The organism is Streptomyces sp. B21-105, from assembly GCF_036898465.1.
GTDB lineage: Bacteria > Actinomycetota > Actinomycetes > Streptomycetales > Streptomycetaceae > Streptomyces.
On the sequence record NZ_JARUMJ010000001.1, the window covers coordinates 2,866,426 to 2,880,957 of the forward strand.

The 14,532-nt window shown below is 67.1% G+C and carries 13 protein-coding genes and 4 pseudogenes; 4 read left to right on the forward strand and 13 right to left on the reverse strand.

Annotated elements, in window-relative coordinates:
* Nucleotides 1–5: 5 nt before the first annotated feature.
* Nucleotides 6–953 (reverse strand): annotated as a pseudogene (locus QA802_RS12935) (ricin-type beta-trefoil lectin domain protein); the annotation flags it as partial.
* Between QA802_RS12935 and QA802_RS12940 the strand changes: the two are divergent.
* On the forward strand, nucleotides 944–1,342 hold the full coding sequence (locus tag QA802_RS12940) for a small ribosomal subunit Rsm22 family protein (RefSeq protein ID WP_334521499.1): 399 nt from the start codon (nucleotides 944–946) through the stop codon (nucleotides 1,340–1,342). The pseudogene QA802_RS12935 and the gene QA802_RS12940 sit on opposite strands and share 10 nt — an antisense overlap.
* Here the strand turns inward: QA802_RS12940 and QA802_RS12945 are convergent.
* The 7 genes from QA802_RS12945 to QA802_RS12975 form a co-directional block, all read right to left on the reverse strand.
* Nucleotides 1,234–1,641, reverse strand: coding sequence for a hypothetical protein (locus QA802_RS12945; protein ID WP_334521501.1), 408 nt, complete (start codon nucleotides 1,639–1,641; stop codon nucleotides 1,234–1,236). The two genes, QA802_RS12940 and QA802_RS12945, sit on opposite strands and share 109 nt — an antisense overlap.
* Entirely contained in the window at nucleotides 1,641–2,075 is a 435-nt protein-coding gene (locus QA802_RS12950) for a hypothetical protein (RefSeq protein ID WP_334521503.1), read from the reverse strand. The genes QA802_RS12945 and QA802_RS12950 overlap by 1 nt, the downstream gene beginning before the upstream one ends.
* A gap of 132 nt (nucleotides 2,076–2,207) precedes the next feature.
* A complete protein-coding gene (locus tag QA802_RS12955; RefSeq protein WP_319172460.1) occupies nucleotides 2,208–2,678 on the reverse strand; it encodes an NUDIX domain-containing protein in 471 nt (156 codons plus the stop codon).
* 2 nt (nucleotides 2,679–2,680) lie between these two features.
* Nucleotides 2,681–3,400 carry an XRE family transcriptional regulator gene (locus QA802_RS12960; RefSeq protein ID WP_319172461.1) on the reverse strand — a complete coding sequence of 240 codons (720 nt, stop codon included), beginning with the start codon at nucleotides 3,398–3,400 and terminating at the stop codon, nucleotides 2,681–2,683.
* A complete protein-coding gene (locus QA802_RS12965) occupies nucleotides 3,348–4,142 on the reverse strand; it encodes a hypothetical protein (RefSeq protein WP_503461611.1) in 795 nt (264 codons plus the stop codon). The genes QA802_RS12960 and QA802_RS12965 overlap by 53 nt, the downstream gene beginning before the upstream one ends.
* Before the next feature lie 546 nt (nucleotides 4,143–4,688).
* Complete coding sequence (locus tag QA802_RS12970) at nucleotides 4,689–4,892, reverse strand: DUF397 domain-containing protein (protein ID WP_334521508.1); 204 nt, start codon at nucleotides 4,890–4,892, stop codon at nucleotides 4,689–4,691.
* Entirely contained in the window at nucleotides 4,889–5,719 is an 831-nt protein-coding gene (locus QA802_RS12975) for a helix-turn-helix domain-containing protein (RefSeq protein WP_334521510.1), read from the reverse strand. The genes QA802_RS12970 and QA802_RS12975 overlap by 4 nt, the downstream gene beginning before the upstream one ends.
* 446 nt (nucleotides 5,720–6,165) lie before the next feature.
* Here QA802_RS12975 and QA802_RS12985 point away from each other — a divergent pair.
* Nucleotides 6,166–6,747, forward strand: a pseudogene (locus QA802_RS12985) (IS630 family transposase); the annotation flags it as partial.
* A 299-nt stretch (nucleotides 6,748–7,046) separates the two neighbouring features.
* Here QA802_RS12985 and QA802_RS12990 read toward each other — a convergent pair.
* Entirely contained in the window at nucleotides 7,047–8,507 is a 1,461-nt protein-coding gene (locus QA802_RS12990) for an IS1380 family transposase (RefSeq protein WP_334518312.1), read from the reverse strand.
* A 456-nt stretch (nucleotides 8,508–8,963) separates the two neighbouring features.
* Between QA802_RS12990 and QA802_RS12995 the strand changes: the two genes are divergently transcribed.
* Together QA802_RS12995 and QA802_RS13000 are read left to right on the forward strand one after the other, a co-directional pair.
* Entirely contained in the window at nucleotides 8,964–10,115 is a 1,152-nt protein-coding gene (locus QA802_RS12995) for an ISAs1 family transposase (protein ID WP_334518345.1), read from the forward strand.
* A gap of 802 nt (nucleotides 10,116–10,917) precedes the next feature.
* Nucleotides 10,918–11,334 (forward strand): annotated as a pseudogene (locus QA802_RS13000) (small ribosomal subunit Rsm22 family protein); the annotation flags it as partial.
* A 1,175-nt stretch (nucleotides 11,335–12,509) separates the two neighbouring features.
* On the opposite strand, the pseudogene QA802_RS13005 reads toward QA802_RS13000, so the two are convergent.
* From QA802_RS13005 to QA802_RS41530, 4 genes and pseudogenes are all read right to left on the reverse strand, one after another.
* Nucleotides 12,510–13,511, reverse strand: a pseudogene (locus tag QA802_RS13005) (polymorphic toxin-type HINT domain-containing protein); the annotation flags it as partial.
* A 5-nt stretch (nucleotides 13,512–13,516) separates the two neighbouring features.
* Entirely contained in the window at nucleotides 13,517–13,987 is a 471-nt protein-coding gene (locus QA802_RS41520) for a transposase family protein (RefSeq protein WP_443042097.1), read from the reverse strand.
* Nucleotides 13,914–14,081 carry a hypothetical protein gene (locus tag QA802_RS41525; RefSeq protein WP_443042274.1) on the reverse strand — a complete coding sequence of 56 codons (168 nt, stop codon included), beginning with the start codon at nucleotides 14,079–14,081 and terminating at the stop codon, nucleotides 13,914–13,916. Before QA802_RS41525 ends, QA802_RS41520 begins: the two co-directional genes overlap by 74 nt.
* Nucleotides 14,006–14,260, reverse strand: a complete 255-nt coding sequence (locus QA802_RS41530) for a hypothetical protein (RefSeq protein WP_443042098.1) — start codon at nucleotides 14,258–14,260, stop codon at nucleotides 14,006–14,008. The genes QA802_RS41525 and QA802_RS41530 overlap by 76 nt, the downstream gene beginning before the upstream one ends.
* Nucleotides 14,261–14,532: the final 272 nt, after the last annotated feature.

The following is a 14,532-nucleotide window of genomic DNA, read 5'->3' on the forward strand; positions in this document are numbered from 1 at the left end:
GATGGCCCGGCCGGCTGAACGCACCAGTTGTCGTGGACGTTCAGCGTGCCCCGGTCGCGGTCGGTCTGCGTCGTGCCCGGGGTGGGGGTGAAGCGCCAGTTCTGCGCCTCTGACGCGTTGCAGGCATACAGCTGGATCGCCGTCGCGGTGGCCGGAACACCGCTCCTGAGGTCCAGGCACTTGTCGGCGAGGCCCACGTACGGGGTCTTGCCGCCGGTGCCCTGGCCGGTGATCCGGTCGACCTTACCGTCGTAGGTCCAGGACAGCGACTGCTTGTCGCCGTTCTCGACGGAGGTGACGGTCTTGGTCTCGCCGGTGAGCTCGTACAGACGCTCCGCCTCCGCCTTGACCTGTGCGCCGGCCGGCGTGGTGTAGGTCTTCGACACCTTGGTCAGCGTGTGCGGCTGGGTGCTGTCGGCCTTGCCGTAGGCGTAGGTGGTCGTGGCGTCCTTGACGGCGGCGCCGGTGAGGTCCTTCTCGGTGAGCTTCTTGCGGTTGCCGAGCAGGTCGTACTCGTACTCCTGCCAGTAGCCGGAGTTGTCCTTGCCGGCGGCCACGTTGAGCGTGCCGTCGCTGTTCTTCGGGCCGGTGCAGGCGCTCTGGTCCTTGGAGGTCCAGGCCGACTTCAGCTGACCCAGCGGGTCATAGGTGAAGCACTGCCGCTCCTCGATGCCGAGGGAGCCCTCCTTGACGGAGGTGACGTTGCCCGACGGGTCGTAGGTGTACGACCGGTCGGAGACCAGCCAGGGGTTGTTCGGGTTCTGGCCGACCAGGGAGGTGTCCCCGGGCTTCTCCCGGAAGACCGACTGCTGCTTGAGCTCGCCGCTGGACTCGTCGAACGTGTTCTGCGTCCACACCCGGTAGGGCTGGGCGCCGAGCGTGGAGCGCAGCACCTGGCCGTAGGGGTCGTAGACCGTCTCCGAGCCGTACCAGTCCTTGCCGGGTGCGGAGATCCGCAAGGGCCAGGTCCCTCCTCGACCTGTGCGAGACGGAGGAGCGGCTCAGCCGAACGACGGTGACGAAGCGGCACGGGGACTTCTACAAGGCAGCGCGGGACGCGGACTGGGGAACGCCTGGCCGCCGGAGGGCCTGTGAGTCCGGAGCCGGCCTGCGCCTGAGCTCGCCAAACACCCGAGGGGCCTCACCAGAATCGATTCCGGTGAGGCCCCTCGGTCATTCATGTGACCCGCGAAGGACGGGCTGGCAGGCAGGAACCCCGCCCGACCTTCTCAGCTATTCGGCCCGGGCACGCACGAGGGCTTCGGTGACGGTGCGCAGGGCCGCCTTCAGCCTCTCCCGCTCGTCGCGCACCTGGTCGACCTTCTTCCCGGACGCCTGGTAGGCGGTCTCGAACGCGACCCAAGCCTCGTAGGCCACGAGCAGCCCCTCGGAAGCGGCCCGCCCTCGCTCGAACTGCTGCTGGAACCCCAGGGGAGGGTCATGACTCCCGATCCACAGTTCGAGCCGGGCATGCTCGGCCATGTACTGCGCGGCGAGTTCGACCACGTCGTTTCCGACGATGTTGCTGCCGATCACCCGCACACCGAGGTTGAGGGCCGGCGACGCCGTCGGTGCGCGCAGAGGCTCGGGCACCTTGCTGGACGGCGGCTGCTCTTTCAGCCAGTCCCATTCACCTGCCATTACAACCTCCTCCGCGGAAAGTCCGTTTCCAGGAGCCAGCTTGCGATTTCCATCGAGGTCGAAACGGGCATTTCGTAGCCGCCGGCCCTGAGGACCCTCGCGCAGAAGGTCACACAGTTGTTCGTGTCCCTGTCATGCGGCCCGAGGTTGCTGTCGTCCAGGAAGTAGTTCTGCGCCTGCTGCGCGCGCCTTGCGTTCGGCAGGGGCACTCGAACGACGTCGGTGCCGGGAGCGTGAGCAGCATCCCGCAGACCGACGATGGAGTCCTGTCCGACTTGAGAACCCGCCTCTTTGTGAATCGTCGTGCCGTTGTGCGTCACCGCGATCGAGGCGTGCCCTTGTTCCCTGTCCAGGTAAACATCCGCGTAGCCCGCGTCGTCACCGGTCGGGCAGGAGTCGTTGTGGACGAGGAGCGAGGTGGCAGCCGCCAGCACGTGGTACGTGTGCTACGCGGCACCCCTCTACCTGCGTTTATGCAGGTCAAGCGCGGTATGCTGATCCGGTGAAGTGCGTGGGTGTCCGCGGTTGTGCGGGGTTGTTGCCGTCAGCTACTGCCGTCAGGCAATTCAGCCCAGGTACGGCTTCTCACGGTGCTCCAGGAAGTGCTGGAGCCTGAGCCGTTGGGTGTGGTGCATCGGCAACTGTTTGATCTCTTCGGGCGGCACGAACCGGAGCTCGGTGGACTCGTCGGAGATCTCCAGCCGGCCGCCGGTGATGCGGGCGGTGAAGCAGACGTTGAACTGGCGGCGGACCTCGCCGTCGGTGTAGGCGATGATGTGTTTCGGGTCGGTGTAGGTGCCGACCAGGCCGGTGATCTCAACGTCGAGGCCGGTCTCTTCCTTGACCTCGCGGATGGCCGTGCCGGGTAGAGAGTCTGTGAGGTCCATGCCTCCGCCGGGCAGTGCCCACAGGTCGTTGTCGCGGCGGCGCTGGAGGAGGATGCGCCCGTGGTCGTCGGTGACGACGGCGGATGCGGCGACGACCATGCTGTTCGGCTCAGGCGCGTTGGGGTCGCCGTAGTACTCGGTGCGGGCCACGGTCAGCCTTCCTCTCGTACGGGGGTTGCCGTCGCCCACACGGTGTTGAAGCTCTCGGCGTAGGTGTCGAACATGCCGCTCTCCTCGTGTCGGCGAAGATGCCACACGGGGGCGGCGTAGGCGTTGACGCCCCAGACGTGGGCGTTGACGAGTTGCTGGTCGTCGGCTCGGTAGAGGGAGTTGTACAGCGTGGTGCCGTGGGTACGGACTTCGATGCCCGGGGAGGCGGCGAGGGGTCTGTAGTGCATGAGCGCGAGGCGGCAGCGGGATTCGATGCCGTGGCCGAACCGCTCCTCCTGGCCGCGGGCTTGGACGTTGTCGCTGTCGGCGTCCCCGATCGCGATGCGGACGGTGCAGCCTTCGGCGACGCGTTCGGTGAGGAGTTTGTTCAGCCGCGGGTACGCCTCGTGGAGGAAGACGGCCGCGTAGACAAGGATGTCGATCCGTTCCCGGGCCTGGGCCATCAGGTCGGTGAACGCCGAGACGGGAAGGTCGGCCCGCTGTTCGTAGAGCGCGACCAGTTCGGGGCTGATGGCGCGGGCGGGACGGGCCTGGCGGAGCGCCGGCCAGAGTGCGTGCACGTCTTCTCCCAGGGCCTTGGCCGCCTGGAGGGCGGAGGCACGACGTGGGATACGCCCGAGGTTCACCCAGCGCTCGACCGACTTGGGGTCAACCTCGACCTCGTGGGCGAGGGCAGCGTATGTCCAGCCTCCGGCTGCCATGACGGCTCGTAGTCTCTCGTTCGGCACGAGTCTCCCCCTTGGTCTCGGGCCGGCACCAGGGACGTTCTACATACGGTGGGACGTCCCGGAGTGGGGTTGCTTCGGCGGGAGTGTCGCAGGTCTCGGTGAGGTGGACCTTGTAGCCCATCCAGAACAGGTCTTCGCCCTTGGCCGCCCAGCGGGCATCGGGGTCGTAGGGCGAGGCCAGGCGGAGTTGGCCGGGCGGGACACCCTCGTCGTCGGCGTCCCGCTTCTTGATCACCTCCCGTCCCCGGGTGTCGGTGTGCAGGTAGTAGGTCTGCACGAGAATCTGCCGCAGGAGCCGCACAGACTCGATCTCCTGGATCCACCCCGGGGCGTCCGGGGCCCATGCCGCCCGGCACAACGCCAGGGCATCCTGGCCGAAGACCTGCGCGAGCCGGTCGCGTTTCGTCTGCGAGGACGGCATGCGCCAGCCGTCCACCCTCGGCCCGTAACGGTGGGCGAACTCGGCCACATCGACCTGTCCGGCCAGCCAGGCCGGTGCCGCGACCGCAAGAGCCTCCAGCGCTGCCCGCACGCTCTCCCCGGCAAGCTCCAGACGGTTCAAGTCCCGCACCGCGCTGATCACATGGGTGGAATCCGTGCGCTGCTTGCCCCCGGCGGCCACCAGGCCCTCGTCCTTGCAGTGCTCCAGGAGCCGGTCGAAGACCACCCGTTCCATGCCGTGCCCGGCCAGCCGGGTGCGGAACCGGCTCAGCACGCTCGCGTCGAAACCCGTGTCCGTCAGCTCGGCCCCGAGCGCGTACTTCCAGTCGATCCAAACCCAACCTGAGCGCCTTGACGAAAGACATAGAGGCACCCCCCCGACGCCGCCAGTCTGCTACCGGGCCTCCTGGCAGCTACCCGGACCGGAGGGTGGAGGCGAGGTGGACGAGCTGACCGGAGGCGTTCCGCTTGAGCTCCTGGGCGGCCGAGCCGTTGCACTTCTGCACTTGGACCGCGGACCCGGCCGCATTGGCGGCGGGCTGCACGCACCACTTGTCGTGGACGTTCAGCGTGCCCCGGTCCCGGTCGGTCTGCGTCGCGCCCGGAGTGGGAGTGAAGCACCAGTCAAGGGCTACCCCCTACACGACCCCGGTCAACGAGACACTCACGGCACCGCACCGGCGCCCCGCTCCGAGGATGGAGTAGGGGCGCCGGTGCGTTACGTGACCACCCGCCGAACCTCCCGCCGACCACGCAACAGACAAGGCCGGTTTTCTCGTCCGGCCTGAACACGAGGGCAGGACCATCGACAGACCCCGAGTCAGAGGGCCGCGAACTCGACGAACGCGGTCCACGCCGTGGGTTGTACGGCCAGTGCGGCGCGGGCCGTGTCCTTCGAGTCGCGGACGTGGACCGCGCCGGGGCGGGCGGCGACCTCGACGCATTCGCCCCCTTCCTCGCTGCTGTAGCTGCTCTTGCGCCACGTCGACTGGTCTATGTGCGGCTGATGTGCGTGCGCGTTCATGGCTCTCCCAGCAACTTCTCTACGTACGCCAATGATTCACGAGGAGTCAGGGCCTGCGCCCGGATGATCCCGTACTTGACCTCCAGCGCACGGACGCGGTCCCGCTCAGTCTGCAAGCGGCTCACGTTCTGTACCTCGGCGTACGCGATCCTCCGCCCTTCCTTCGTTTCGATCAAGGTGAAGGGACCGGCCATGCCCGCGTTCTCCTCACGGGCGAGCGGCATCACCTGGATCTCAACGTTCCGCCGCTGGCCCATCAGCAGGATGTGCTCAAGTTGGCCACGCAGGACGCCTCGGCCTCCGATGGGACGCCTCAACACTGCCTCATCCATGACGAAGCTGGCGAGCGGCGCATCACGGCTGGACAAGATCTCCTGTCGGGCCAGGCGTGCACCCACTCGCTGTTCGATAAGTTCGTCATCCATGGGCGGGCGCATCATCATGAAAATGGCCCGCGCGTACTCCTCCGTCTGCAAGAGTCCGGGCACCGCTTGGTTCGCGTACACATGCAGTTCGACGGCCTCGGCCTCCAACCGTGCCGCGTCCCGGAAGAACGCCGGATACTGAGCCCGAGCCACCTCCTCCTTGCTCGCACTCAATACCCCACCCGCCTCCAGAACTTCATCGGCCTGGTCGATGAACTTCGGCGGCGGGATGCGTCTCCCCTGCTCGAACGAAGCGATCGTCGACGCCGAGTAGCCGGTCAGCGAACCGAGACTCGCCCGGTCCATCCCCGCCCGGTCCCGGAACAGCTTCAACTGCCGCCCGAACACGCACAGCATGCCCGTCCCGACCTCGTACTCCGGCTGATGAACCTCGTCGTCCACGCCGCAGCTCCTCTCGTACGACCGCCCAGTCAGCCAACTCGCAGGCTCGGGAAGCGGTCACGCCCAACAGCAGGTACAAGCGCACGGCCCGCGTGTACAGCCCGTACCCGTCAGCGCGTCGCTCCTGGTCAACGCTACGTAGAGAACGCAACCGTTAACCCTATGAAGTCAGCAACTCCCCCGAACGGGCATATGCCACAACTCCGCGTACTCGAACACGAGTTCACCATGCGCTTCACCTCAACCCCACGCGGTGCCCGCCTCGCCCGCCGGCTCGTCTCGCACCGCCTAAACGACTGGGGTCAGCCCTACGCAACCCCGGTCAACGAGACGCTCACCCTCATCACGGCGGAGCTCACCGCCAACGCCGTACGCCACGGCCACCTCCCCGGCCGGGACTTCCACCTCCACCTCACCCTGGCCCAGGACATCCTCCGCCGTCGGCTGGCATGTCGCAGTCGACCGTCTCGCGGATCTGGCGGGCGTTCGGCCTCAAACCGCACATCGTGGAGACCTGGAAGCTGTCGACCGACCCGCAGTTCGTGACCAAGGTCCGCGACGTGGTGGGCATCTACCTGTCGCCGCCGGAGAACGCCCTGGTCCTGGCGGTGGACGAGAAGTCGCAGATCCAGGCCCTGGACCGGACCCAGCCGGTGCTGCCGCCCGCGCCGACCACGCCGGCGAAGATGACGCACGACTACGTCCGGCACGGCACGACCAGCCTGTTCGCCGCCATGGACATCGCCTCCGGCTCGGTCATAGCTCAGCACTACCGCCGCCACCGCCACCAGGAGTTCCTCCGCTTCCTGAAGGTCATCGACGCCGCCGTGCCCAAACACCTCGAACTCCACCTGGTCCTGGACAACTACACCACCCACAAGACCGAGCCGGTCAAGAAGTGGCTGCTCCGACACCCCCGCTTCCATCTGCACTTCACCCCCACCTCGGCGTCCTGGCTCAACCTCGTCGAGCGCTGGTTCGCCGAGCTGACCTGCCGCAAACTCCGCCGCTCGGCCCACCGCAGCGTCGGACGGAAGATCAATTGTGACTCGATCGGCTCGTCCCCGTCGGGATCCAGGGTGAACCCGACTTCTTCCATGTCCGGAAAAATCTCACGCCAAAGAGCGTTGCGCTTGTCCGGTCACGGGGACGTTTGACCTCGATTCTTCACTGGCGGTGTGACGCCGGTCGGCTCGGCGACTTGCCCGTAATATCCCCTGCCGTTCGAGGATGGGCCGTCGCGTGACGCTGCGGGGCGTCGGGTTCCACGGGCCCGAGGGTGCTGCGGGTTCCCTCCTCTCCGGTGTCGTTGGGGCGGGGCCGGTCGTCAGGTGTCGGCCGGGAGGCCGGTTGCGTGTCGCCAGGCGGTGGCGAACGCGGGTGCCCAGGGCCAGGTGCGGTCGAGGTGCAGGGTGCGCCGGCGGGCGTGGGTGGTGAGGCGGGCGGGCAGGTGATAGAGCTTCGTCCGGATTGTCTCCGGTTCGGCGGCGGCGAGTTCGGGTTCGTCGTGCAGGAGGAGGAGTCGGGTCCAGGCGTCGAGGTCGGCGGCGAGGGTGGCGGCCAGCATCCAGGCGGCGTTGAGCTGGAAGGACTTGGAGGGCAGTAGCCCGAGCCCGACTCTCTTGATCGCTTTGATGCGGTCCTCGACCTCGGCGTGATCACGGTAGAGAGCGTCGACGAACCACACCTGTCCGGAGCCTGGGACCCCGGAAAGCCCCTGGTGGGTGGGGATGTTCGTGGCGACGATCTGGTAGCGCCAGCCGGTGCGCTGCTCGAACGCGGTCAGCTTCTTCAGGTCGCGGCGCGAGGGTTTGACCCGGCGCACGATCAGCCGTGTCCCCTCGGGCCAGCCGGTCAGGTCGCGGACCCCGGTCAGCTCGGCGACCTGGTAGGTGACCTTCTCCCCGTCCGGGCCCTTGATCTCGTGGACCTCGCCGTCCTGGCGCAGCGCGTCACTCCACACGTCCGCGGGCAGCAGTGCGATCGCTCTCTCGTCGGCGGTGTTGATGGCCCAGCCGGTGATCCAGCGCACCCGGCGGCGGCTGGTGGTCAGCGCCTGCAGATGCTCAAGGAGGCCATGACTGAAGGCCGCGCCGTCGATCCGGATCAGCAGCTTCGACCACAGCGGCAGCGGGAGCTGGTGCAGGGCTGCCGCGAGGACGCTCTTGTGGTCGGCGATGTCGTTGGCCGCGGCGTTGCCCGGCCGCAGCAGCATCGTCACGCATTCGCGGGTGTTGGCCAGCCAGGCTCCCAGCGGGTGATGCCCGTAGCTGCCCTTGAACGTGCCGGCCGCGCCGTCCTTCTTGCTGGTGCAGGTCACGAGGGTGGCGTCGAGATCGAGGACGTACCAGTTGGTGAGCTTGCGCCCGCATACCGAGATCCAGGGAAACCCGCCGGGGCGCAGGGCGAGCAGCGTCCACACCCCACGCCGTATCACGGCACGGACGCGCTCCACCCGGGCTGCGACCGGGCCGTCGATGGCTTCCAGCGTGCGCCACAGGGTGCTGTCCGAGACCGGACAGGGGAACAACGGCCGCCAGTGATGCTGCAGTTGCTCGGCCTGCAGGATGTTCCTCGCGCCGAGGACGATCGCGCAAGCCAGCTGGACAAGGGCCATCCCGCGATCCCGCCACCCCGGCCCGACGCCCTGCGGCAGCGCGGCGGTCAGGGCCCGGGTCAGCCCGACGCGGTCCGCTATCCGGCGCAGCAGCACCACGCCCGCGTGCCCGACCAGGTTCTTGCCGTCGGCCCGCACGACGAGCCGGTGATTCCATTCGGTAGCCTGCACCTGTCGGGTGCCCCCACTCTGCGACGTTCTTGATCTAGGAAATCCAGATCATCGCAGGTCAGGGGCACCCTTCTGCTGTCAGGTCGTCACATCGCTGGCGGACGGCCCTCGTAGCTGAATACACGAGGTTGACGCTTTGGTCCCCGGTGCGCACGTCCGATCTGCCTCCACCGCCTGGGCATCAACCTCCTCGGACGTCCGCCGATCGACCCCACGGAGGTCGCCGCCGAGATCGATAATGGCGGCGCGCCGCCGCCTTGTGCAGCAGCGGCCCGTCGCCGTCACCTACTGCCGACAGACGCACCAGAGACCCCAGGGCGATTGCAAAGTCGCGGTGATCTCGTGAGTGTGCAGGTCACGGCGGTGTGACGATGCCGGGAGGGTGCGCGACCGGACGCAACGAAGCTCCGTTGCGGAGGTGACCTTGCCAAGTCGCCTGCGCCCAACGGAGCTTCGATGTGCCGTCAGTCTGCCACCGTCTGTCTGGTCAAGTCGCCCACCCGTCAGCACTGTGCGACGGGTCCGCTGGCCGAGCGGCTGGCCACGCTGGCCGATCCGCGGTGCCGGCGCGGGAAGCGTCACCCCTTCGTGGCAGTACTGCTGATCGTCTGCTCCGCTGTGGTGACCGGGGCGAGTAGCTTCGCGGCGATCGATGAGTGGGCCACCGACGCCCCGCAGGACGTTCTGGCCCGGCTCGGCGCCCGCACCGCGACCGCTCTGGCCGTCCGGGTCCCACCCAGTGGCGCGACGATCCGCCGGGTCATCAAGGACACCTGCCCCGGCGGTCTGGCCGACCTCCTCGGCCACGACCCGGCCGGCGCGGACACCCTCGCCGTGGACGGCAAGAGCGCCCGCGGCTCGCGCCTCGGCGCCACCCAGGCCGCCCACCTGCTGGCCGCGATGACCGGCACCGGAATGACCGTCACCCAGCTCCGAGTCCCGGAGAAGACGAACGAGATCACGTGCTTCGCCGCTCTCCTGGACCCCTATGACCTGCAAGGAGTCACCGTGACCGGCGATGCTCTCCACACCCAGCGCGACCACGCCCGCTTCCTCGTCGAGGCGAAGAAAGCGCACTACGTCTTCACGGTGAAGCGGAACCAGAAGAACCTCTACGAGCAGTTGCGAACGCTGCCCTGGGGCGAGGCGACGGCGAAGTTCTACGACCGAACCACCGGCCACGGCCGCAAGGAAACCCGGGTCGTGCAGGCCCTGACCGTCACCGACCTCGGCGTCGACTTCCCCCACGCCGCCCAGGTCGCCAAGGTCGTACGCCACCGCACCGACGCCAAGACCGGTAAGCAGAGCCGCGAGACCGTCTACGTCATCACCGACCTGACCAGCCGCCAGGCATCCCCGGAACGCATCGCGAAGATCCTGAGGGCGCACTGGGTGATCGAGAACAGGCTCCACTTCGTCCGGGACACCGCCTTTCGCGAGGACGCCTCGAAGATCCGCACCGGGCACGGCCCGGAGAACATGGCCACCCTGCGCAGTTTCGCCATCAACCAGCTCCGCAACGCCGGCCACACCAACATCGCCGCCGGACTCCGCACGACAGCCCTCCGCCCCTACGAGCGGCCACTGGCACTCCTCGGACTCAACTGACCTGCGCCAACACACGATCAACGGACTTTGCAATCGCCCTGCCAGAGACCCCACCAGAATCCATTCCGGTGGGGCCTCGGTTTCGATGCAAACGCTCAGATCATCAGTGATCGCTGCAGCCAGGACCTCGATGGAACACTAGCGACGACCGAAAGGAGCTAGTACTCCCACCAAAATTCCACTTCCTCATGCAGCTGGGATCGGAAGCATTGCGAGTGCGCATAGAGAATTTGACGGACTTCTCCAGAAAGTGGGCCCACTTTGACTCGCATCGCCAATGGATCCTCGCTTTCCCGGATGACGAGACAGCAGAAACAGCACGTTGGATCCGAGCCCATCTCATCCATCCTGATCAAACCACCTTCCACTAGCGATACGCCCTCGCAGGGAGGACTCCGTCAGCCCCCTGAAGCTGGTAATCGGTCCCCCTTCGGGGAAGCTACGGATGGCAACGTCATGTGTTCCGTCAGCAGCTTGCCTCAGGTACACCCGAGCGAGATTGTCCCCGCTTCCTTGCCAAAGCACTCGATCCGCATTCGCGAAATGCTCTTGAATGTCAGCTTCAGTCATTCCATCGTCGGCTGCCGCCAATGCCCCGTGGAGACCCCGGTCTGCGCTGGGAGGCTGCGCGGGCGCCGCCCCACATATCGTCGCTCATGGCGTCTGCGCGCGACTTGGGAGTATCTCCCATATCGCAGTAGCAATTGTCCGCGTGCCCGGGATCGTCACAGTTGTGGACGAGAACCGGTGCAGCACCCGCCACGGCATAGTACGCAGGGCTCGGGAGTTCTCGAGCCCTGCCCCGGACGGCCACGCCCGCATGATCGAGGCCCGTGACCGTCTGATCGCCGCCGGCTTCCGCATCGCCGCGCCCTGCCCGCACAGCGCGGCCTGCCCGATCGTCCCCGGCACGGACTGGTGCCACTTCTCGGCCCGGGTCAGCCGCTCCTCCCTGCACCGCCAGGTCAAGGGCGGCTCCCTCCCCTACGAGGACGAGAAGTTCAGCTACATCGCGGCCACCCGCTTCCCCCTCTCCCCCGCCCCCTCCCCCGCCCCCTCCCGCGTCGTCCGCCGCCCCCAGATCCGCAACGGCCAGGTCCTCCTCGACCTGTGCCAACCCGACGAACAACTGACCCGCACCACGGTGACGAAGAAACACGGCGACCTCTACAAGGCAGCCCGCGACGCGGAGTGGGGCTACGCCTGGCCCCCGGCCGACGACCGACCCGGCCGGGAGTCCCGAACCCTCTGCTCGAAGAGGGACCCCGTGCTCAGCCTCGGTCCGGCCTCAGCCCGGAAAGTCCTCGCCGAACCGCCGGTGGAAGTCACGGCACCTCAGCAAGCCCTGCGCGCTCCAGCCAACGGGCGGTCTCACCACCGTGGGTCCCGGACCTGGTCGCCTGGGCGATGTTCGCACCTGCGTCCTCGTACAGCTCTCTGCGGCGCATGCGGTCGGCATCGCTCGGTTCGTCTCCGTCTCCACCGGACGCCATCGACACTCTCAGCACGGCCCTCGACGGCCCGACCGGCGCTGCTCTCGTCCGTTGACGTTGCCGTCAACTACTGCCGTCACCCTGTGCAGAAGCCCCGCCAAGGGTCACCTGGCGGGGCTTCTGCTTGCTCGTGTTACGACATGATCGGCACTTTGCTATCGCGTCCAGACGACGCTTTGCGGCAGCACGCCGTCCTCCCAGAGTTGGTCAAGCCTGGCGAAGAACCTGGGCAGGCTGGTATCGAACTGTTCCCACGCCTCCGGGTCCAACTCCCGCCATGGATCCGAGATGGTCAGACCGGGCGGCAGAGGGCCGGTCGAGCCAGACATCTTGCGGCAATGGGCACACCATGTATAGCTGATCACTGCCGGACGATCCGCACGTTTCGTATTTCTGAGGTAGGTGCGAATCTTAGCTTTTCCACACGAAGGGCAAGGCCACTCCGCCTGATCCCTCAGGAAGTTTCGCTCCCGACTCAGAGTCTCGATCTCTGAGGACGTAAATCGCCCCATCTGAGTCATCGGCCCGTCCTTCGCCTGAACATTCCGAGCATGGACTCCCCGTACCGCTCCGCAGCGGACTCCAGCCCGGGCACGCCCCATGTGGCATTCATGCGGTGATGATAGATCTCGTGGAAGATCGTCAGCACAGCCGTATCCATATCGGCCAGTCCCATGTCCGAGATCTCGATCACCGGGCGGCCTCGCGGGCCCAGATTCGGTTCCCCGTCATAGTTGTGAGGACTGTTTCCATAGGCAGGCAGACCATCTCCTGCAGTGCGGATCTCAGGTACGTGCACGATGTCGTACCGGGAAACACTCATGCCGGCCCTACCCAGTGCCATTTTCACCTGCTTGATGCTGACGGCAGCGCCGTTCTTACCCCCAGGGGCACTCTGAGGGTCCGCATTGCAGTTGTGGACGAGAACCGGTGCAGCACCCGCCAGCACGTAGTACGTGTGGAGGTCGCTGACGGTGAGGTTGTGGACGGCGGCTTTCTGGGCCGTCCAACAGTTGACCGCTGTGATCTGGACGTATGTGCCTGCGCTGGTCTGCAGCCACTCGCCGGCGTGCAGGTCGGTGGCCTTGATCCACTCACCCAGCTCGGGGACCCAGAAGGGGTGGCCGTCGGTCGCGGTGACCTGGGCCGTCTTCGTGCCGGCCTTGCCGTCGACGTCGATCGTGACCTTGACCAGGTGCTTCAGGCCCTGGCCCTTGATCTCGGCCGTGACCGTCTCGACCCGGGTCTCACCGGTCTTCGGGTCGGTCGCGACGACCTTGTCGCCCGCCTTGACCTTCTCGATCGGCTTGGTGGTGCCGTCGGCCATCAGGACCTTGGTGCCGGGGACGAAGCTGTTGCACGTCCCGCCGCTCTCGCCTCCGCCGGAGCCGCCCTCGGCCTTGCCTGAGCCGCCGCTGCCGCTGGTGCCGCCGTTGCTCTTGGAGGAGCCGCCGGACTTGCCGCCGGGCTTGGAGCCTCCGCCGCCGCCCTTGCCGCCGCCCTTTCCGCCGCCGCCGTGGGACGAGACCTTCGGGGCCGCCTTGGACTGGGCCTGCTTCTGGACGCGGTTGCCGGTCTTCCTGGCTGCGGCCGCCGCTCTGTCGGCTGTGCGTTTGGCTGCTTCGGCCGCCTTCTTCTTCGCTCTCTGCGCCGCGAGTTTCTTGGCTCGCTCGATCGCGAGTTTCTTCGCTCTCAGCGCCGCGGCCTCGGCGGCCTTCGCCGCCTTCAGGACCAGCTCGGCCGCCTTCTTCGCCGCTCTGAACGACTCGATCGCCTTGATCGTGCGGTTGACGGCCTTGATGACGGACGGGATCTTGCCGAGCTTCGTCCACGGGATCGCGTCGACGGCGATGCCGACACAGGACCACATGTCGCCGCCGAAGCACGCCATCGCGTCATTGAGCTTCTTCAGCGTTGCCGCTCCAGGGTGAGGACCGCTTTGGCGATTGACGTCATGCGGTTTGGACTGCATCGGGATCTGCGGAAGATCTGCCAGGACTTCAGGCGCGCGACGCCACGCTCGACCGGTGCCCATGCCGCGGACAGCGCCCGGTTGACGGTCTTCTCCGTGAGGGTGAGTTCCTGCAGGGGTCTGCGTTTGATGCCCGTGGTCACCCAGGGGCCGCCGCCCTGGTAAGCGAGATCGGCCAGGATGGGGACGCCCTGGCGCTCGCAGATGCGGATGATCCGGTGGGTGCGGGCAGCGGTCAGGTCGTGAGCTCGGCCCGGCAACGTGGGTGAGAGCCACAGCAGCCGGCCGCCCGGATCGGTCACCGCCTGCACGTTCACCCCATGCCTGCGGTGTTTATGGGAGTAGTCGGCTCGTCCGTCGCCGACCCGGTCCCGCGAGTGGGCCGTCCAGCAGGACGAAGTCCGCATCGGCCTCGCGCAGGACCTTCAGCAGGCCCGGCGCGCGTTCGGCGAGGAGGTGGATGACCGCGCTGGTGTAGGCGTGGGCTGTGGACTCGCTGATCCCGAACCGGCAGCGATCTTGGCGAGGGTGGTGTGCTCGCGCAGGTACACCAGTGCCACCATCGCGCGCTGAGACGGGCGGAGCTTGCAGCGCCGGTCACCCTCACGGGTGACGAGGAGCATCGTCACCCACTCCACGAGCGCATGGGGCAGGTCGAGTGCGGCAGGATAGATGACCAACGAGGCCCCCGAGCAACGTGATTGAGACGTCAGACATCTCGGTCAACAGCCCGGGGGCCTCGCTCGTTGCGCTTCACGGCCCATCACCTGATCGGTGGCCAGCTCGAAGAAGCTCATTGATATCAGAGGAACCATCGCCCTGCCCCGTCAACCGGAGCTTCGTTGTGAACGTGACGGCTTCCGCCGGATCGTCGCACCTCCGCGACTTGCACGTTTCCATGATCCCCAAGACTTTGAATCAGCCCTGGGTCCCTGTCCAGGCTGACGTTCAC